Source organism: Terrilactibacillus laevilacticus (assembly GCF_006517395.1).
GTDB lineage: Bacteria > Bacillota > Bacilli > Bacillales > Sporolactobacillaceae > Terrilactibacillus > Terrilactibacillus laevilacticus.
In genome coordinates, this window is record NZ_VDCY01000005.1 from 90,704 (window position 1) to 110,335 (window position 19,632).

A 19,632-nucleotide genomic window follows, 5' to 3' on the forward strand; every position below is an offset into this window, starting at 1 on the left:
TTTATCACGTTTATTCACCTAACTAATACTTCCTTTTTCCAAGATAGTCTGCAATTTTCCTCAGATTTTCTGTAACTTGATTTTGTGGTAAACTCTTAAGGACGTTAAGAGCTTTATCGAGATAGCGTTCATTCATTGATTCTGCATACTCAATCCCGCCTGATTGTTTGACTGATTGGATCACTCCATCCCAATCGGCTTGATCATCGTTAGATTCAAAACATGATATCACACGTTGACGGACATCAGGGATAGATAATGCAAACAAAGTAGGCAACGTAATATTACCTTGTTTCAAATCGCTCCCAGATGGTTTACCCAGTTGTTTCTCTGTTCCAACAAAATCCAATATATCATCTATTATTTGATATGACATACCAATAAAATAGCCAAAATAATAAAGTTTACGAACAATGTCTTGTGGGCAACCTGCAGTTAACGCACCCAATTGACAACTTAAGGCTATGAGGAGAGCCGTCTTGCGTTTAATTCGCAGGAGGTAGTGACGTAAATGTTGATCTACATTGTAGAGATGTCGAATTTGCTCTATTTCACCTAAGCTAACATCTCGAATGGCTTTCGATACGAGTTGATGAGCATAGGGTAGTTGAACCCCTGTCATGTGCTCAATAGAATGAGCAAAAATATAATCTCCTGTATACATGGCCACACGATTATCCCAAGTCGCTTTGACGGTTTTTTTACCCCTTCTTAGATTAGCGTTATCAACGACATCGTCATGAACTAACGAAGCCATATGTATTAATTCAAGCGTTACTGCGGCTTTTTTTACATCTTCATGATTGGGATTTCCATATTCCGCTGATAACATAACAAGAATAGGTCTAATTCTTTTTCCACCTGCTCTTAATAAATCAACGGCTGCTTGATGTAAAGTCGTGTGATTTGTCTTGAGGAGGTTCTCCATAACTTGTTCGATGTCTTTTAAATTTCGTTTTTGTGTTCTGTATATTCCTGCTATTGTCATACCATTCACCTATATTCAAAGTTCTCTTTCAAAGTTAAGAGTTAGTAACAAGAGGCATCATCCTCTACTTTTTATGACACTCGGACGGAATAGATAAAGTGAAACCTCCATTAGTGGGGATTTTTCGACGCACAGGATGTTCTAGTGCAGGCGTTGCGATAGGACGTCGCGTTTTTAGCCTGCGTCATCCCCCACTGATGGCAAGCCTGAACCAATCAGACCCTTTACGGGCAGTTGATCCTCACCTATCTTCTTTGAATACCCAGAATCTTGTGATTGGGTTCTTTTCTTGCCGTTAAGGCGGGATACGTTGGGTTATTTTTTTGCTTTATGTACGGCAGCAATTCCACCCATAAATGACGTAATCTCCACGTCTCGAAATCCAGCTTCGTTAAATAATTCGGCTAACTTTTGTTTGTCTGGAAAATTTTGGGTTGATTCATTTAACCAAACATACTCTTTATAACTGCCAGCAAAAATTTTACCTAATACCGGCATTATATTTTTAAAGTAGAAAAAATACATTTGCTTATATACTGGTAAAGTGGGCTGAGACGTTTCAAGACATACAGCCATTCCGCCTGGTTTTAAAACACGGAACATTTCTTTTAATACTGTAAGATAATCAGGCACATTTCGTAAACCGAAACCAATCGTTGCATAGTCAAACGAATTGTCATCAAATGGCAGTGACATGGCATCGCCCTGTTTAAGCTCAATATTCTGTAACTTTGTTTCCATTAACTTCATTTTAGCCACTTCTAGCATATTATCACTGAAGTCAAGGCCAACAACATGACCGTTTGGACCAACACTCTCCCCTAAAGCAAGAGTCCAATCTCCTGTTCCACAACACAAATCAATGGCAGTACGTCCTTTTTTCACATTCATTAATTGCATCGTTCTCTTTCGCCATGATTTATGGCGATTGAAACTTATAAGAGAATTCATGAAGTCATATTTTTTATAAATGGTTTGAAACACATGATGAACTTTTTCATGCTTTGATTTCATTTCATCGATCGGCATAATTTATCCTTCCCTTAATTAATGTGTTCCTCTTAAATGGTTGACTTACTTTAGTGAAATGATCGATAAGGTATCCAAGATGTTTTGATAAGTTTTGCTTTTTAGGTAAAATATCCATTGACCATTTTTTTCTTATCTGATTCATTTGATCTTCAATCTGCTCTTTAAAATTTTGCTTATCTATGTCCGTACCTTTTATGATGTGGTAGATGTAAGATGTATGAGTAGCTTCCCTGTGATCTAAAAAATCTCTTTCCAAATGAAGGCGCTTTAAGAAAAAGAAATCCGCTATGATATCGGACCATTCGTTAATATCTAATTTTTCTGCCAACTTTATGATTAGGCATGATTCTATTTGTCTTAAATGATTAAAATAATAATCAACATTTACGACATTCTCAGCGTAGAAAAAATGCATTTTATGCATATTTAATTCCTGTATAGCTTGTGAGATCCATTTAATCATTTGAATATCTTTTTGTTCAGCCAATATGTAATAGTAAAGTGAGCTATAAAAATCACCAGATAAGACTGTGAGTTGTCTTTGTTTAAGTTCAAGGCCTTTAAATTCTTCATTTTTTGTGATTTTTTCATGAGTATCTAACCCCATTTGTGCAATCATCACACTCATGACATATTGTTCGATATTTTTATAAGATCCATGTTGTTTAAACAATAAAAAAAGGGTTAGTATTTTATCTATGTCAACAGTTGGTTTAGGCAAATAGCGATTAAGATATGGGTGATTAACCTTTTTTTGAATTTTATGGTATATTTGAACAACTTCATCTTGGATTGACATGCTATTCCCCCATACTTAGAGTTCTTCCTTTTGTCTTTCTAATCAAAAAACATTGAACGCTTAGAAATATCTTTGAGCGTTATAAATTATATCATAATGTAAATGAAGTAGGAGACGATAATCCTATCATTCAGAGGAAATATCCCCATATTTGGTATGTACAGTTGCTTTCCCTCTAATCTTGACGGCTGCTGTATGCTCTGTGAATTGAGCTATCATGATTTCGCCTTTGTCCAGCTTTTCTAGATGATTGAATTTAGTTTCTGCACCACGTGTCATTCCTATCACATTAACACCATCTTCTTCAGCTTTAACAATAAAGTAATCATTCATTTGATAATCATCAGCCATATATATCCCTCATCTTTTTGTTAGTCTTTAATTAAAGAAAGTGCTTCTGCTCTTGCAGTTGCATCATTTTGAAAAATCCCTCTAACTGCAGAGGTAACCGTTTTTGCTCCGGGTTTTTTTACTCCTCGCATTGTCATACACATATGTTCAGCTTCAATAACAACAATAACCCCATAGGGATGAAGAGATTCAGCAATACTATCCGCAACAGTCGTGGTTATTCGTTCTTGAAGCTGTGGTCTTTTAGCAACCGCTTCTACCGCACGTGCAAGTTTACTAAGCCCAGTCACACGACCACCTCGTGGGATATAACCAACATGTACTTTCCCAAAAAAAGGGACTAAATGATGTTCACACATCGAATAAAACGGAATATCTTTGACAATAACAAGTTCTTCATGATTTTCGCCAAAGACTTTTGATAAATGTTCTTTCGGATCTTGATGTAATCCTTGAAATACTTCTTCGTACATTCTTGCAACGCGTTGAGGCGTCTCTATTAGCCCTTCACGACTTGGATCTTCACCAATCGCCTCAAGAATCATCGTTATCGCTTTTTCGATTTTTTTATGGTCCACAGTCATGGTGTATTTCCTCCAGTATCAAGCTTTTATGTATTGTTCATTATGAAATAAAAAACTACAAGTTATGTTTGTTTTTAGTGAGAAGTGATTCAGAAAATGGGATAATGGAGATTCGTTATTTATTAATGATTAAATTGGCATGCTCTTTTGCCCTTTTAAATAAACGACGGAAAAATTTCCTTCGTTGATATTTGTTTTCGAAATCTGCTTTCGTGCCATTCACTATCTAAAGAAATATTAACATAGACCCTTCCTTAAAGTATAAAGAAAACACATTTATTATTCAACTTCAAACTTCTACACCCTAATATTCACAAAAAATCCTTTGGTATTATAAAAATATCCGAATGGTGATTGTAAATTCTCCATCTGCTTTTTGATTAGAATAAAGTTATATGATTATGGCAAAGAAAACTTGCCGATTGCGGGCCTAGGCGCAGACAGAGGCCTAGTTTTATACATTCTTTAAGTGTAAAAAAGGAGTCACCCATGTGACTCCTTCACGTCAATCTAAAGCATCGCCCTATGTACTTGATTATTGAACGGACTCTTTAAGAGCTTTGCCTGGTTTAAAAGCAGGTACTTTACTTGCAGCGATATCAATTTCTTCACCCGTTTGAGGGTTGCGGCCTTTACGCGCCGAACGTTCGCGTACTTCAAAGTTACCAAAACCAATTAATTGCACTTTGCTACCTTCTTTGAGAGCATCAGCAATTGTTGAAAATACAGAATCAACAGCTTTAGTTGCATCTTTTTTGGAAAGCTCAGCAGATTCTGCTACAGCATTAATAAGTTCAGTCTTATTCAACACCTTCACCTCCTCTCAAAACATCATTCGTATCACTTTCATTATTTTTGTGGTTGCAAAAACATTAACAAGGCTTATCTTATACGAACCTATTCAATAATTCAACATCTTTTATTAAAATATAGTCATATTCATCGCTTTTTAATCTTTTTTCTATAAATTTCATGCATAAATGGCTATATTTTTAATAGATCTTGCTCCCCATGATCATTATATATTAAATAATTGAAGGAAAAAATCAACAAAAAAAGACCCTCAAATTGAAGAGTCTTAGAAAGTAAGTCCTATTTCATTTACAAAATAATAGCAATTAACCCTCCTGAACCCTCATTAATAATTCTTTCTAGTGTCTCTTTTAACTTATAACGAGCGTTTTCTGGCATGAGGGATAACTTAGCCGAGATGCCTTCACGTACAATGGAGTTTAACGATCTTCCAAAAATATCTGAATTCCAAATCGATAAGGGGTTATCTTCAAAGTCTTGCATCAAATATCTAACCAGCTCTTCACTTTGTTTTTCCGTACCAATTATCGGGGCAAATTCCGACTCTACATCCACTTTTATCATATGGATCGAAGGAGCTACAGCCTTCAGTCTAACCCCAAATCGAGATCCTTGTCTAATAATTTCAGGTTCATCAAGACTCATATCGGTCAGAGCTGGCGCTGCGATACCATACCCCGTTTGTTTTACCATTGTTAGGGCATCTGCTACTTGATCATATTCTTTCTTAGCATGAGCAAACTCTTGCATAAGTTGAAGCAAGTGATCTTTCCCACGTATTTCAACACCTACAACCTCTTTTAATACTTGATCATATAGGTCATCTGGTGCATACAAATCAATTTCCGCAACACCTTGGCCCATGTTAATACCCGCCAGTTTTGCATTTTCAATAAATTCATACTCGCCAAAGTGACCGACCACACGATCAACATCACGTAGCCTCTTAATATCTTTTACAGTATCTTTGACCGCACCTTCATAGCTTTGTCTTAGCCAGTGATCATCATGTAACACCATGACCCAACTTGGTAGATTAACATTAACCTCCAAAACCGGAAATTCATATAAAGTTTCTCTCAAAATATTATTAATGTCCTGTTGGGTTATATTTTCTACACTTTGTGCAAGCACTGGAATATCATATTTTTCAGCTAACTCGTTTCTAAGAGCTTCTGTATTCGGATGATAAGGATGGGTTGAGTTAACAATCATAATAAATGGTTTACCCACTTCTTTTAATTCTTCAACGACTCGTTCCTCTGCCTCAATATAGTCACCACGTGGTATTTCACCAATCGAACCATCCGTTGTTACCACAACACCAAGTGTAGAGTGTTCCTGAATAACTTTTCTTGTGCCGATTTCCGCTGCTTCTTGAAATGGAATTGGTTCATCATACCAAGGCGTATGCACCATTCTTGGCCCATTTTCATCTTCAAAGCCTTTTGCTCCGCTGACGGCATAGCCAACACAATCAACAATACGGATATTGACTTCAAGACCATCATCCACTTTAACTGAGACTGCATGATTCGGAACAAATTTTGGCTCCGTTGTCATGATTTGTTTGCCAGCTGCACTTTGAGGTAGTTCATCTTGTGCGCGAGCACGGTCAGCCTCATTCTCAATATTAGGGAGTACAACAAGTTCCATAAACTTTTTAATGAAGGTTGATTTACCCGTACGAACGGCACCAACAACACCGAGATAAATATCTCCACCAGTTCTTTCAGCAATATCTTTGAAAATATCGATTTGTTCCAAATTATACACCCTCCCGATCTTCAAAAATGTATTCGAAGACGTCATATAATATATAAATATGACTTTGTCCATCGAATATGACAACTTACAATATTAATTCTATGATTTTATAAAATGCATCAGCTCCAATATTTGAAATGGACCGCCAGATGGTAAATTCCCTTCTCAAATAGGCTATTGTATAACTTGACCTTTCAGACCACTTTTTTCATATTTTATAAGAAAAACTTTATATTTTATCCCGCCTTAACGGCTAGAAAAGACCCTACCTCAAGATTTTGAGTTTTTAAAGAGAATAGGGTGGGGATCAACTGCCCGTATAGGTCCGATTGGCTTGCCTGTAAAGCGCAGACAGAGTCCTAAGTCCGCTCTTATAATTTATGAGGTTGTTCAAAAAGTCACCAAATGATAAGCTGCGAATCTTGGCGCCCGCTCGTTTTTCCGGTCCTCATGTAGTGGATTCAAGGGGATCTCTGGCTAAAACCACTCACGCCCTGTGGCTGTTGCCTGAAACGACCACAACGCGAGAAATTCCGGTTCTAAGGAACTCCGCCGCTCGACGCCCAGGACGGGCTAGTACTGGCGTTCTGGCAGGATGCCAGCGAGCGTACTTAGCCAGTAACCCTTTTCATTTGTCACCTTGAACACGCACTTATATCTTAATTTAAATACTTTCTTAAAGTGAAAAAAAATCAGGTAAAGCATACGCTTTACCCGATTTGACTAAATCCTTCTACAACTAGCATCTCTTCTATTGTTGTGGTCATTCAATATACCGTATGCCATCGCCGTTTATATTGTCCTTGACGATAGCCTAGTTTCTTATTTTTGATCGAACATTTTTGACAAAGAAGAGAAATTTAAAGGGACATTATTGTTAATAATCGTTTTAACGAGTAGATCTTCTTTTTCTTTTGGTACTGATACATTGGCCAATTTTGCAACTTGTCCAATGAGATCTCTTACTGTTTTTTCATCATGAAAGTCAGCATTTGAAACTGAGTTAGCTAGAGAGAAAATATCTTCTTTTTTTACATTGGTCTTCTTTTCAATATGATCAAAAAAAGGATTTTTTGAATCCAATGAGAATCCCCCTTTTCCTTACTTTCAAAACATTATATGCAAAGGGGGAAACATTGTGCAGAAAAAAGAACGAATATCATTTCAGTGTCATTTGAAATGATATTTCTTAATGTCTAGATAGGGTGTAAAAAACCTTTCTTTAGCCACTTAACTGTTTCATTGACTGAATTTATCTTGTAACATCTCGAATAATGGTCCTATTTCGTCTTTTTTGTCACGATTCATTAACTCGTCTACTGCTTGTTTAGGCGACTTTCCTTCGAATAAGACATTATAAATGGCAGTAGTAATCGGCAACTCTACATTTTCTTGCTGTGCGAGTAGATAAGCTGCCTTGGTCGTTCTAACACCTTCGACAACCATCCCCATTTCATTCAACGCCTCTTCTAGAGTGTGGTCCTTCCCTAGTAAATGGCCACATCGCCAATTACGACTATGTATACTTGTACATGTGACAATAAGATCTCCCATTCCAGCAAGGCCGATAAACGTTAATGGATTTGCCCCTAATTTTGTTCCTAATCGAGCAATTTCCGCGAGACCTCGTGTAATAAGTGCCGCTTTTGCGTTATCTCCATAACCAAGACCATCTGATATACCGGCGCCTAAAGCAATGATATTCTTCAGAGCCCCCCCAATTTCCACTCCAACAATATCATCATTTGTATAAACACGAAAATGATTATTTATAAAGGCGTCTTGAACTTTTCTTGCAGCTTCAAGCGAATGTGAGGCTACAGCGACCGTTGTTGGATGTCTAAGGCAAACCTCTTCTGCATGACTTGGTCCTGATAGTACAACGACACCTTGCCTTTTGTCATTTGGTATTTCTTCCTCGATTAATTCAGAAATACGTTTTGAGCTCCCAGGTTCGATTCCCTTACTCCCATGAACAAAAATGACGGAATGATCAAGATTTTCTCGAATGTTTGTTAAAACCTCACGCATGGCCTTTGTTGGAACAACAATTAGAACCATATCGACTTCTTTAAGAACCAATTTCATATCGGAGGAAGCTATAATTTGGTCAGATAAAGTGATCCCTGGTAAATAGCGTTGGTTTGTATGTGAGCTATTAATTTCATCTATTTGATTTTGACGATGCCCCCATAATTGAACCGAATAACCGTTATCAGCAAGAACCATAGAAAGCGCCGTTCCCCAACTTCCTGATCCAATAACTGCCACTTTTTTCATTTAATCCACTTCCCCTTCATTAGGCCTCTTTTTTTTGACCCAATTTGTTTTCTTCGCCATGAAATAAACGGACAATGTTCATTCTATGCTGCCAGATTGCTAAAACAACGATAAGAAAACCGATCGCTGTTATACTATTAGAATAATTACCGATGATAAGACTAAGCGTAGGCGTTAAAATAATTAGTATGATAGAACCAAGTGAGACATACCTCGTAATAGCAATTAAAATGAGCCCTATGACGCCTGCAATGACAAAGGGAATCGGAAGTAGCATAATAAATACACCGATTGTTGTGGCGACTCCCTTTCCACCTTTGAAACCAAAAAATACTGGAAAGTTATGGCCTAAAATAGCACACAAGCCACTCAATGCAATGGCCCAAAGATCTAAATGTAAAGCTTGAGCGATTAGAATGGCAACAACCCCCTTCAAAACATCAAGGATCAGAACGCCGATGGCTGGACCAACGCCAAGTACGCGCAATGTGTTTGTTGCCCCAGCATTACCGCTTCCTTCTTTACGAATATCAACTTTTTTTATTTTCTTCGTGATTAAATAGCTAAAACTTACCGAACCAATTAAGTAAGCTAGTACAAACGAAATAAACATCATCCCCAATTTCTCTCCCTCTTACTGTTCGTTCTTTCTTCTTACCATCACTCGAATGGGTGTTCCAATAAATCCAAATGTATCTCTAATTTTATTTTCTAAATAACGTTGATATGAAAAATGCATGAGCTCTGGATCGTTGACAAATAAAACAAAAGCTGGTGGTTTTACACTAACCTGGGTTGCATAATAAATTTTAAGTCGTTTACCTTTATCAGATGGCGGCGGTGTAATAGCTGTGGCATCATTAATGACATCATTTAATAGACTGGTTTGGATTCTCATTGCATGATTCTCAGCTACCATTTGGATTGTTGGAAGCAGATTAACGAGTTTTTGTTTCGTTTTTGCTGATAGGAAAACAATAGGAGCATAACTTAAATACTGAAATTGTTCTCTAATTTTTCTTTTAAATTGATCCATTGTTTTCGTATCTTTTTCAACAGCATCCCATTTATTAACCACTATGACAATGGCCCGACCTGCTTCGTGCGCATAACCGGCAATTTTTTTATCTTGCTCAATAATTCCTTCCTCACCGTTAATAACAACAAGCACGACATCTGATCCTTCAATCGCTTTTTGTGCTCGTAATACACTGTATTTCTCCGTTTTTTCATAGACTTTACCACGTTTTCGGATACCTGCTGTATCAATGATCACATATTCTTGGTTATCCCTTGTAAAAGGTGTATCAATTGCGTCACGAGTCGTACCAGCAATATCACTCACAATAACTCTTTCTTCACCTAATATAGCATTAACAAGAGATGATTTACCGACATTCGGTCTCCCAATTAATGAGAATTTAATGGTTGTTTCATCATACTCATCTTTCTCTTCTTGTTCAAAGTGTGAAACAACACTATCTAATAAATCCCCTATTCCTATCCCATGGGATCCTGATATACCGATAGGATCACCAAGACCTAATGAGTAAAATTCATATAGGTTTTCTCTTTGCTTAAAATTATCAATCTTATTGACTCCTAGAACAACAGGTTTATCCGAGCGGTATAAGATTTGAGCAACTTCTTCATCAGCATGAGTTAAACCGTCTTTTCCATCAACAATAAACAAAATGACATCCGCTTCGTCCATAGCTATTTGGGCTTGTGCTCTCATTTGAACACGTAAAGGCTCGTCTCCTAGTTCAATTCCACCTGTATCAATAACATTAAATGTATAATTAAGCCATTCTCCTGGACCATAGAGCCTGTCTCTTGTGACTCCTGGCATATCTTCCACAATAGCCAAACGCTCGCCTACAATACGATTAAAGATGGTTGATTTTCCAACGTTTGGTCTACCCACAATGGCAACTGTTGGTTTAGACATTCACTTTCTTCCTTTCAGTGCAAATATTAGTAAAGTTTTTATCAAAAGAATCATTTCATTGATGTCATTGGGACCCATCTCCAAAATAAAAAAGTCTACACTAAATTAATTGAGCTAAACATCTATTTTTGAGTCCTCGTAGTGAAAAATATGATTTTATCAATAAACTTATGTACTTTAAAACTATAGCCTCATACTATTATTTGCTTGTTTTTCTAATATTGATTCATGCTTATTCTAAAGTGGTTTGTAACGGAACCTATTGAATTCATTCCAAAGAAGCGTTCCTCTTTATAGTATACACTTGTCCATGTATCAGGTTGCATTTTTTTATAAAAAATTTTCTAGTACCTGTATTGATAAATAATCCCTTCTTTTACAGAAGGGATTGACGAATAAGCGTATTAATCTTATCAAAAAAAGAATCTTTACTCAAACAATTTCTTAATAGAGGTTGTTCAAAAAGTCATCAAATGATAAGCTACGATTCCTCGGCGCTCGCTTGTTTCTCCGGTCCTCATGTAGAAAAAACCTACATTCTGGTCCTCAAAACAGCGCCACCTTGATCTTCTTGCTTCTAATTTGTCACCTTTTTGAACACGCACTAATAAGCATTTCATTCGTTATACTTTTTTACCTAAAAGAAAGCTGTGTAGATTACACAGCTTTCCACTTTGATTATTTTTTAGCCCGCCTTAACGGCTAGAAAAGACCCCCACCTCAAGATTCTGAGTATTCAAAGAAGAGAGGTGGGGGATCAACTGCCCGAAAAGGTCGGATTGTTTCAGGCTTTCCATCAGTGGGGGATGAAGTAACCCCCCCACTGATGGAAGTTTCACTTTATTTTTTTAGTTTTTTTAATTGATCACCGATCATATCACCAAGAGAAAATCCAGTTGTTGAATCATCATTTGTGTTAATAACAGGCGCTTCTTCTTTAACGGGTTCTTCTAAATCTTTAATACTTAATGAGATGCGCTTATCATCAGCATTTACATCAAGTACTTTAACTTTTACCTGATCTCCTTCAGTGAGAACTTCATTCGGCGTACCAATATGCTTATGTGAGATTTCTGAAATATGAACGAGTCCTTCAACACCAGGTATAAGTTCAACAAAAGCACCAAAGTTGACGATGCGTTTGACTGTTCCTTCTAAAACATCTCCTGCATGAATCGTTTCTTTTGCTTTATCCCAAGGACCTGGCTGAGTATCTTTAATAGATAGGGATATACGTTCATTTTCAGGATCCACGGATAGAACTTTAACTTTCACCTTATCTCCTTCAGAGACAACCTCCGATGGTGTATCAACATGACGATGTGCCAATTGAGAGATATGCACGAGTCCATCTACACCGCCGATGTCAACAAACGCACCAAAATCGGTGAGTCGTTGTACAGTCCCTTCAAGAATTTCACCAGCTTGAACATCTTGAAGAGTGGCCATTTTAATACGCTCTGCTTCTTCATCAATAACGGCTTTATGAGATAAAATAACCTTTCTTTTTTCACGATCTAATTCAACGATTTTCACGTCAAGTGATTTCCCTTTATAGTCACTAAAATCCTCAACGTATACACGCTCAACAAGTGATGCCGGAATAAATCCACGTACACCTAGATCGACAACAAGTCCACCTTTAACAACATCTGCAATTTCTACCGTAAACGTTGTTTGATTTTTAAATTTATCTTCGAGGCCGTCCCAAGCGGAATCCGCATCTACTTCTTTTTTTGACAAGACTAATTCCTCATCAACCAACTTAGTGACTTTAACTGTTACTTCATCGCCTTCATTTAATACATCAGAGACTTTATCGATGTGTAAACTTGATAGTTCACTAATAGGTAAAATGCCATCTACTTTATATCCTACATCAACCAAAGCATGTTTTTCTTCAACTTTGGTAACCTTCCCAGTTACAACATCGTCAACATTCAAAGGATTAAATTCATCTAATTCATTGTTTGTTTCTTCAACCATTATCAGTGACCTCCTTTAATTAAACCAACAATAACTCTCTTATTTTAACTTCTTACAATTAAGCCTATTTGTCAAGTAGATAAGCTTATCAGACCTATTAGATCTTTTAAACTGATCTTACTTTTAAATCCTCAATTTTAGTCATAATACATCTAGCTACTTCAATCGGTTTTGCTTTATTCTCTTTAAAATTAGACATATCAACTGGCTGACCAAAGTATACTTTTACTCGGCTAAATAGTTTATAGTTTCCTTTAATATAGCAAGGTATAACAACAGCATCTGTTCTAAGAGCAAAGAAACCAGCTCCAGGCCGTGCTGGGTTGAAATCATCTGTTCGACTTCTCGTCCCTTCTGGAAACATAATTAAAACATGGCCATCATCTAATAATTTCTTTGCGATTTTTAAGGCTTGTCGATCACTGGCACCTCGTTTAATTGGAAAAGCATGCACTTTCTTTAATATTTTCTTTCCAAACTTAAATTTAAACATTTCTGATTTGGCTAAAAAACTCACTTCTCTAGGACAAGAGACGCCTACAAGCGGTGGATCAAAATTGGACAAATGATTACTACAGATCAGAACTCCGCCATCGCTTGGAATATGCTCTACTCCTACGACTTCATATCGGTACATGATGCGAAAAAAGTAGTGCAGAATGTTCTTACCCAATGAGTATAAGCTCAATGTGATTGCCTCTCTTTCACGAGTTCCAATATTCGATCAACGACATCGTCAATTGATAATGATGTTGTGTCTATTTCAATGGCATCTACGGCTTTTACTAATGGGGAGACCTCTCGTTCACTATCCTTCTTATCTCTTAAGGCGATTTCTTCTTGTAACTTTTCTAAAGACACTGTTTCGATATTTTTCGCCAAAACTTCTTTATATCTTCTTAATGCTCGTTCTTCAACTGATGCCTTTAGAAAAATCTTAACATCGGCATTAGGTAAAACGTGTGTACCAATATCTCTTCCATCCATAACAACGCCTGTATTTTCAGCTAATTTTCTTTGTCTCAAGACCATTTCTTCACGAACTTCACGATGTGAGGACACAAGAGATACCGCATTTGTGACATTCTGATAACGAATAACTTCACTTACATCTTCACCATCGAGTATGACACGCTGACCATTTTCCGTTGGTTTAAGTTTAATTATAGCACGATCAAGGATAGACTTCAGTTTTTGACCATCTGTTAAATCTACTTTTTTCTCTAAAGCTTTGAATGTCAAAGCACGATACATTGCACCTGTATCAATGTAGATAAAAGAACATATTTTAGCTACTTTTTTAGCCACTGTACTCTTTCCTGCTGCAGCAGGTCCATCTATCGCAACCTGAAAATTCTCTTTCATAATTATCCCCAAAACTCCTATCTCTCACTTCTATTTTCCTGTATTACTATACCATAAGAAATGGGGTTCTTCCATTCTGTCAATGACTAAAAAAACCCATCGACAAATTCCCATTTAGTAGGTGTTCAAAAAGGTGACAAATTAAAAGCAAGAAGGCAAAGATCAGCGCTGCACCTGAGGACCAGAATGTAGATTTTTGACTGGAAAAACAAACGGGCGCCGAGACTCGTAGCTTATCATTTGGTGACTTTTTGAACAACCTCATTTATGTATCTCTCTAGCTTACTTTCTATCTCCAATAACGTCTTTCTTGTAATTGTTGTTCATAGCAATATCGAATAATTGGTTCTCGATGTTTTTCTGTTGTCTCTTTAAACTCGATGGAGGCTTTGTCACTTCCTGTTTTTTTGTCATTAAATAGTCGAACAACACGGCCAGTAAATTGTAGATAGTGAAACTGCCCAGATTGCATAGGTAATGATACCCATACATCGACCATTTCTTCTTCTATTAATTCATGATGTGCAGGTAAATTGATTAAAATCCCCCCACCACCTATATCACTGGATAACGTTGTGAACGGCTCCTTATCCTGTTGTTTAAAATGAATAGCTACATCGACAGAGGCCTGTACCCTAACGTAATTTCTTCGTTGGATTGATTGAATTTCTTCCCTATTAGGATACTGAAGTCTCATCATTGGAATTTTGCTTCTCTTTCTTTCAAGAATAAATGTAGGGAATCGAACAACTTTCTGATTATTGTTATAATAAGCGTGAATCTGAGTCCCTATTGGAATAAATTCCGTTTTTCTCGTTTTGATGTTGACAGGAAAGTCAATATATATCCCTTTATCTAATTCTACCTGGGTAATACGACATCGAAACTTCTTAACTTTATTTGCGTTTTCTCTATATTCTAATATTAGATTTTCCCCTATCTTAAACATCTCGTCCCTCTCTTCTCCCTCATCTAATCTCTATTAAAATTTTATCATAATCGATTAAAAAAGAGGAAGTTATCTCCCTTTTACCCATTCAATAATTCAACCTTTTCTTGTTCATTCGTATTTGCATTGATCAGTATTCGATAAGAATGTTGATCTTGTGTAGCAAGAATTTCATAACACAACACATTTTGGATCTGCTCATTTTGAAAAACGACTAAATGAACTTCCTGAACTTTTATTTTATTGCTTAAATGATCTATAACCACCTGTTTTTTTAACTTGGGCTTTAAATTAACATGGATTGTTCGATTATATAAATAATCTGTTTGATCAAATCCAATCACTTCTCCTGTATCTAAAGCGACCTTTATCCGAATGGAGGCTGGATAAATACGAACATTTTCTTTTTTTAAAGCATAGGTTAATAATCCAACGTGGTCATATTGGTCGCTTTGTACAAGTACCATATTTTTTATTTTTCGCTTATTTAAGTATTTATTGGCTTTTTGAATGGCCTCATACAACGTCACTTTATCATAGTTTGTTTCACGTTGTTTCATAAACCAAATGACATGCCCGCCTTGTTTCGACACTTGTCCAGATACACCTTTTTGATTTGATTTATTTTCCATCGACAACGTATAAGAGTCTTTTTTTCCATTTCTACCTGTTAATTCTATATGTTTGACCTTCATGTTATGATCATCGATAAACGACTGAAATCGCTCAATCGCTTCTTTCTGATTTATCTTTGGACCACTTAGATTTGTGAATGTTTTATCTTGATTAACGGCATTTTTGGGATTAGTTGCCTCAAAACTTTTCGTGTAATCTGCAGATTTAGCATCGACTGTTTTTAATCCATCAATCACTTGATTATCCATTTTCTGATTTTGAGAAGATAGAGCCAGTTCTACATCCATCCATCTTAAGTGATTGGTCATAACCACATTTTCAACTTCTCGTAAGCCATCTTCAACTTCTTTTGATTGACTATAAAGTTTTTGAAGTTTTTTGTAATCTGAATCAGATATATCTTTATCGTTTGTTTCTTTAATGCCTTTTTCGTAGCTGAATTCCCCGACCTTCGCCAAAAACTCATTCGTTTTATTAAATGGCATTAAAGTTAATGGGAGTTCACCTATAAATCCATGTGCAAGTGTAGACAAGCGCCAAACATCCGCCAATTGTGGACGCATCGAATCTTGAGTTTTCATGGCGAGCGTTGACCCTATTTGATTATGGAGCTGATCAATATAGTAGGCGAGTTCGTGATAAGCTTGTTGATAATTATTCTCTGCGTGAATCAGAATATTGTTTTTCTCTTTATGTTCCTCATAACCCCAATAAGAGAATCCAATGACAGATAACGCCAAAATGGCAATTAATATCGAACGAAACACAGACGTTCACTCCTTTTTAACAATAGCAACATTTTCATCACACATCAGTCACCTATTTATTTATCCAAAAGCGTAAGTATTATTCTCACCATAGATGTCAAATAGGAAATATCGTTAGATCAGACTTTAGTACCTTATGAGTGATAAAAATGTTAATAAAAATCGTTTATTCACAAAAAATATGTCTTCCTATTTTTGCAATTTGGGGCCTACTCCAAATCCAAGCTGATGTAGCCGTTTCTGGATTAAAATAATAAATGGCCCCATGAGTTGGATCCCAACCATTCAAGGCATCCAATACAGCTCTTTTAGCAGTCTCATTCGGTGTCAGCCAGATTTGTCCATCGGCGACAGCTGTAAAAGCACCTGGTTGGAAAATAACCCCAGAGACGTTATTGGGAAATTTAGGGTTAGAAACGCGATTAACAATAACGGCCGCGACAGCCACTTGTCCAACATATGGCTCTCCTCTTGACTCTCCATAAACCGCATTGGACATTAAATTAATATCGCTTTTAGAATATCCTGATGGCAGATGATCTATTGTGTATTTTCCACCTTGATTCGTCTTTGCAGCCTTATTGTTTTGGCCAGTTGACTGATTTTGATTAGAAGACTGTTTTTTGTTATTCCCCGAAGGATTGTTAGCTGTCTTTTTTTTCACTTGCTGATCTAGTGGAATTCCACCATAGTAGGTGAAATCATTTCCTGCGTTAATATTTTTCTTAACAAAGCTGGCATCATACTTCGAAGCCTTGACTAATTTTTGCTTTGTCGTCGTTCCTAATTGACCATCAACTTTTAATCCATATTTTTGTTGAAAGTTTCTTAAAGCCCAGTAGGTGCTCCAGCCAAATGCTCCATCAATCTTTCCTTTGTAGAAGCTTATATATTGCAATCTTGCTTGAAGTTCGATGACATCATCACCTGTTGCGCCTTTTTGAACGATTTGTCCTGAAAATGCCGTAGCCTGATTTGATTGTAGATTTAGTATAAACATACATAGCACAATTACTGTAATGACTATCCCTATTCTCTGAATATATCCTTTCTTTCTCATGATCACGTCTCCTAATTCACAAGATATACCCATAGTCTTTCAAAAAAAAGTGAGTTTATGTATCGAAAAAGGATAAACTTATATTCAACAAATTCGGGTTACACGATTGAATCTAATATTCTGCCTGAATCTTTTTCGACTAAAGCTTGCCAGTAAGATTGATATAACTATGACAAAAAAAAACATAACAAAAATTTGTTATGTTTTAAGTGTGTGTTCAAAAAGGTGACAAATGAAAAGGGTTACTGGCTAACTTGGTGACTTTTTGAACAACCTCTTTAAGAATAAATAATATGTTATTGTGGTAAATCCCCGTTCATTTTATCGGATACACGCGACAAAGGTAATTTACGTTTTAACCAAAGTTGATGCTGAACATGTGCCATCTTCACTTTTCTAAGTGCATTCCACCACAAAAAGCCCATAAATGGTATCATGATGTACAACCAAGATGTCTCAAGATGCAGCAATAGATCATATATCCCATGAAGTACGACTGCAAATAATAGCCCTACGAGTAAATACTTTCTTTTATTGGAAGAAAATTTCGCTTTTCCTATATAATATCCCATAATAACACCAAATAAAGCATGACTAGAAACAGGCAATAAAGCACGCATAATAGCATAATGTAAGCCATACGCTGATAGATAGAGGACATTTTCAACTGTTGCAAAACCTAATGAAACAGCCACTGAATATACGATCCCATCATAACGTTCATTAAATTCCGCATGATGATAAGCTGTATAAATAACAAGAAACCATTTAACAAATTCTTCCAAAAAGCCATTGAGGACAAAGCTTTCTAACCAAATGGAATGAATAAGATGCTCCGATTGAAAAGCAAATTGTACTACCATAACCGGAAATACAACTAATGCCCCAAAAATCAGCATACGAATGACCATTCGAATCGGTTCCGTTTCATATTTATCCCTGAGGTAAAAATAGGACAATAGTGCTATGCCCGGTGCAATACCCGCAGACAATACGGTAAACATAAGCATCCTCAATTCTATATTAATTTTAACCCATTCCAAGGGGTTACGATTTTCAAAATTCCATATAAATCACTTATATAATCCCCTTAACACTATTATAACGTTAAGAATCATGATTTTCATCAATCTTAAGATGTATTTGGGTCTTAAATTAGGGATGCTGCTTTGTCTCTCATCACAATAGTTTGACTTATTGGATCGCCATGAAATCGTCCATTTTCAATAAAAATCTCATTGGCATCATTCCCTGCTGCTATAACACCTGCAATAAAGATCCCTTTAACATTGGTTTCCATGGTTTGTGGGTTATATACCGGTTTCCCTGTATCTTTTTCGATGTCTACACCCATACTTTTAAGCATTGATTGATCTGGATGATACCCCGTCATAGCAAAAACAATATCATTTTTAATTTCAGAAGTTTTCCCGTCCTTCATGTAAACGACGGACTTTTCTTTAATCTCGGTTACTTCTGCATCAAAAATCATATTGACTTTACCGTGTTTGACTAATGATTCAAATTCAGGTAGTATCCACGGTTTAATACTTTTAGAATAAGAGGAACCACGATAGATCACCGTCACTCTTGCACCGGCTTTATGACATTCCATTGTTGTATCAATAGCAGAGTTTTTTCCACCAATAACAACAACATCACAATCAAAAAATGGATGAGCTTCCTTAAAATAATGATAAACTTTAGGTAAATTTTCACCTGGAATTCCCATTAAATTAGGATGATCATAGTATCCAGTTGCTATAATGATATAACGAGCTTGATATGATTTTTCTCCTAGATTTTTATCCAGTTTTGTTAAAACATGAAAAATGCCATCGTCCTGTTTTTCTACTTTGATAACCTCTTCAAAGCTACTGACTCGAATGTTCTGTCTCTTGACAACTTCTCTATAATAGGACAAAGCTTGATTTCTTCGAGGTTTTCGATCTTCAATGACGAATGGCATATTACCAATTTCCAACTTATCACTTGAACTAAAAAATTGTTGATGAGTTGGATAACGATAGATCGCTTGAACAATATTACCTTTTTCAATAACTAAAGGATTATATCCTTCGTTTTTTAAATAAATGGCAGCAGATAATCCGCAAGGACCCGCTCCAATAATAATAACATCTTCCATATCCTATCTCTCCTTATTACTTTTTCACTCTATGATGATTTTTTACCTATGTATATGGTTATATATCTCTACTCTAACTATAGAAAATTTGTGAGCATCCTTCAACCCATAATATTTACATTAATTTTATTTATGAGTTCATAATATAAATGAGATCG

Annotated in this window: 19 protein-coding genes; all 19 read right to left on the bottom strand. The window is 36.3% G+C overall.

Annotation, left to right across the window (positions count from 1 at the left end; translation table 11 throughout):
• Positions 1-22: 22 nt before the first annotated feature.
• The gene (gene hepT, locus FG390_RS08175; protein ID WP_141190559.1) at positions 23-988 is read right to left on the bottom strand and encodes a heptaprenyl diphosphate synthase component II; all 966 of its coding nucleotides are present in this window, start codon (positions 986-988) and stop codon (positions 23-25) included.
• A 315-nt stretch (positions 989-1,303) separates the two neighbouring features.
• Positions 1,304-2,017 carry a demethylmenaquinone methyltransferase gene (locus FG390_RS08180; RefSeq protein WP_141190560.1) on the bottom strand — a complete coding sequence of 238 codons (714 nt, stop codon included), beginning with the start codon at positions 2,015-2,017 and terminating at the stop codon, positions 1,304-1,306.
• Positions 2,004-2,819: a heptaprenyl diphosphate synthase component 1 gene (locus FG390_RS08185; protein ID WP_141190561.1), complete on the bottom strand. Its 816-nt coding sequence runs from the start codon at positions 2,817-2,819 to the stop codon at positions 2,004-2,006. The genes FG390_RS08180 and FG390_RS08185 overlap by 14 nt, the downstream gene beginning before the upstream one ends.
• A gap of 126 nt (positions 2,820-2,945) precedes the next feature.
• On the bottom strand, positions 2,946-3,170 hold the full coding sequence (gene mtrB / locus FG390_RS08190) for a trp RNA-binding attenuation protein MtrB (RefSeq protein ID WP_246092765.1): 225 nt from the start codon (positions 3,168-3,170) through the stop codon (positions 2,946-2,948).
• A 20-nt stretch (positions 3,171-3,190) separates the two neighbouring features.
• The gene (folE, locus tag FG390_RS08195; protein WP_141190562.1) at positions 3,191-3,754 is read right to left on the bottom strand and encodes a GTP cyclohydrolase I FolE; all 564 of its coding nucleotides are present in this window, start codon (positions 3,752-3,754) and stop codon (positions 3,191-3,193) included.
• Between the two features lie 535 nt (positions 3,755-4,289).
• On the bottom strand, positions 4,290-4,562 hold the full coding sequence (hbs, locus tag FG390_RS08200; RefSeq protein ID WP_141190645.1) for a non-specific DNA-binding protein Hbs: 273 nt from the start codon (positions 4,560-4,562) through the stop codon (positions 4,290-4,292).
• A gap of 293 nt (positions 4,563-4,855) precedes the next feature.
• Positions 4,856-6,334 carry a stage IV sporulation protein A gene (gene spoIVA, locus FG390_RS08205; protein WP_141190563.1) on the bottom strand — a complete coding sequence of 493 codons (1,479 nt, stop codon included), beginning with the start codon at positions 6,332-6,334 and terminating at the stop codon, positions 4,856-4,858.
• An 822-nt stretch (positions 6,335-7,156) separates the two neighbouring features.
• Positions 7,157-7,417: a stage VI sporulation protein F gene (locus FG390_RS08210; protein ID WP_141190564.1), complete on the bottom strand. Its 261-nt coding sequence runs from the start codon at positions 7,415-7,417 to the stop codon at positions 7,157-7,159.
• Between the two features lie 156 nt (positions 7,418-7,573).
• Positions 7,574-8,614, bottom strand: coding sequence for an NAD(P)H-dependent glycerol-3-phosphate dehydrogenase (locus FG390_RS08215; RefSeq protein WP_141190565.1), 1,041 nt, complete (start codon positions 8,612-8,614; stop codon positions 7,574-7,576).
• Positions 8,615-8,633: 19 nt separating this feature from the next.
• The gene (gene plsY, locus FG390_RS08220) at positions 8,634-9,230 is read right to left on the bottom strand and encodes a glycerol-3-phosphate 1-O-acyltransferase PlsY (RefSeq protein WP_246092766.1); all 597 of its coding nucleotides are present in this window, start codon (positions 9,228-9,230) and stop codon (positions 8,634-8,636) included.
• A gap of 18 nt (positions 9,231-9,248) precedes the next feature.
• Positions 9,249-10,565, bottom strand: a complete 1,317-nt coding sequence (der, locus tag FG390_RS08225) for a ribosome biogenesis GTPase Der (RefSeq protein ID WP_141190566.1) — start codon at positions 10,563-10,565, stop codon at positions 9,249-9,251.
• An 840-nt stretch (positions 10,566-11,405) separates the two neighbouring features.
• Complete coding sequence (rpsA, locus tag FG390_RS08230; RefSeq protein WP_141190567.1) at positions 11,406-12,551, bottom strand: 30S ribosomal protein S1; 1,146 nt, start codon at positions 12,549-12,551, stop codon at positions 11,406-11,408.
• Between the two features lie 106 nt (positions 12,552-12,657).
• Positions 12,658-13,239 (bottom strand): lysophospholipid acyltransferase family protein, encoded by a 582-nt coding sequence (locus FG390_RS08235; protein WP_141190568.1) that lies wholly within the window; start codon positions 13,237-13,239, stop codon positions 12,658-12,660.
• On the bottom strand, positions 13,236-13,916 hold the full coding sequence (gene cmk / locus FG390_RS08240; RefSeq protein ID WP_141190569.1) for a (d)CMP kinase: 681 nt from the start codon (positions 13,914-13,916) through the stop codon (positions 13,236-13,238). Before cmk ends, FG390_RS08235 begins: the two co-directional genes overlap by 4 nt.
• Before the next feature lie 289 nt (positions 13,917-14,205).
• Complete coding sequence (locus FG390_RS08245; protein WP_141190570.1) at positions 14,206-14,865, bottom strand: flagellar brake protein; 660 nt, start codon at positions 14,863-14,865, stop codon at positions 14,206-14,208.
• Between the two features lie 80 nt (positions 14,866-14,945).
• Positions 14,946-16,268, bottom strand: coding sequence for a germination protein YpeB (ypeB, locus tag FG390_RS08250; protein WP_141190571.1), 1,323 nt, complete (start codon positions 16,266-16,268; stop codon positions 14,946-14,948).
• 166 nt (positions 16,269-16,434) lie between these two features.
• Positions 16,435-17,268 carry a spore cortex-lytic enzyme gene (gene sleB / locus FG390_RS08255; protein WP_141190647.1) on the bottom strand — a complete coding sequence of 278 codons (834 nt, stop codon included), beginning with the start codon at positions 17,266-17,268 and terminating at the stop codon, positions 16,435-16,437.
• A 356-nt stretch (positions 17,269-17,624) separates the two neighbouring features.
• Complete coding sequence (gene prsW / locus FG390_RS08260) at positions 17,625-18,332, bottom strand: glutamic-type intramembrane protease PrsW (RefSeq protein ID WP_141190572.1); 708 nt, start codon at positions 18,330-18,332, stop codon at positions 17,625-17,627.
• Between the two features lie 146 nt (positions 18,333-18,478).
• Positions 18,479-19,474: a YpdA family putative bacillithiol disulfide reductase gene (locus FG390_RS08265; protein ID WP_141190573.1), complete on the bottom strand. Its 996-nt coding sequence runs from the start codon at positions 19,472-19,474 to the stop codon at positions 18,479-18,481.
• Positions 19,475-19,632: the final 158 nt, after the last annotated feature.

What these genes read in the sequence shown, in the direction of transcription:
- hepT (WP_141190559.1), bottom strand. Translation starts at nt 988, where the DNA reads ATGACAATAGCAGGAATATACAGAACACAAAAACGAAATTTAAAAGAC.
- FG390_RS08180 (WP_141190560.1), bottom strand. Translation starts at nt 2,017, where the DNA reads ATGCCGATCGATGAAATGAAATCAAAGCATGAAAAAGTTCATCATGTG.
- FG390_RS08185 (WP_141190561.1), bottom strand. Translation starts at nt 2,819, where the DNA reads ATGTCAATCCAAGATGAAGTTGTTCAAATATACCATAAAATTCAAAAA.
- mtrB (WP_246092765.1), bottom strand. Translation starts at nt 3,170, where the DNA reads ATGGCTGATGATTATCAAATGAATGATTACTTTATTGTTAAAGCTGAA.
- folE (WP_141190562.1), bottom strand. Translation starts at nt 3,754, where the DNA reads ATGACTGTGGACCATAAAAAAATCGAAAAAGCGATAACGATGATTCTT.
- FG390_RS08215 (WP_141190565.1), bottom strand. Translation starts at nt 8,614, where the DNA reads ATGAAAAAAGTGGCAGTTATTGGATCAGGAAGTTGGGGAACGGCGCTT.
- plsY (WP_246092766.1), bottom strand. Translation starts at nt 9,230, where the DNA reads ATGATGTTTATTTCGTTTGTACTAGCTTACTTAATTGGTTCGGTAAGT.
- der (WP_141190566.1), bottom strand. Translation starts at nt 10,565, where the DNA reads ATGTCTAAACCAACAGTTGCCATTGTGGGTAGACCAAACGTTGGAAAA.
- rpsA (WP_141190567.1), bottom strand. Translation starts at nt 12,551, where the DNA reads ATGGTTGAAGAAACAAACAATGAATTAGATGAATTTAATCCTTTGAAT.
- cmk (WP_141190569.1), bottom strand. Translation starts at nt 13,916, where the DNA reads ATGAAAGAGAATTTTCAGGTTGCGATAGATGGACCTGCTGCAGCAGGA.
- FG390_RS08245 (WP_141190570.1), bottom strand. Translation starts at nt 14,865, where the DNA reads ATGTTTAAGATAGGGGAAAATCTAATATTAGAATATAGAGAAAACGCA.
- sleB (WP_141190647.1), bottom strand. Translation starts at nt 17,268, where the DNA reads ATGTTTATACTAAATCTACAATCAAATCAGGCTACGGCATTTTCAGGA.
- prsW (WP_141190572.1), bottom strand. Translation starts at nt 18,332, where the DNA reads ATGTTTACCGTATTGTCTGCGGGTATTGCACCGGGCATAGCACTATTG.
- FG390_RS08265 (WP_141190573.1), bottom strand. Translation starts at nt 19,474, where the DNA reads ATGGAAGATGTTATTATTATTGGAGCGGGTCCTTGCGGATTATCTGCT.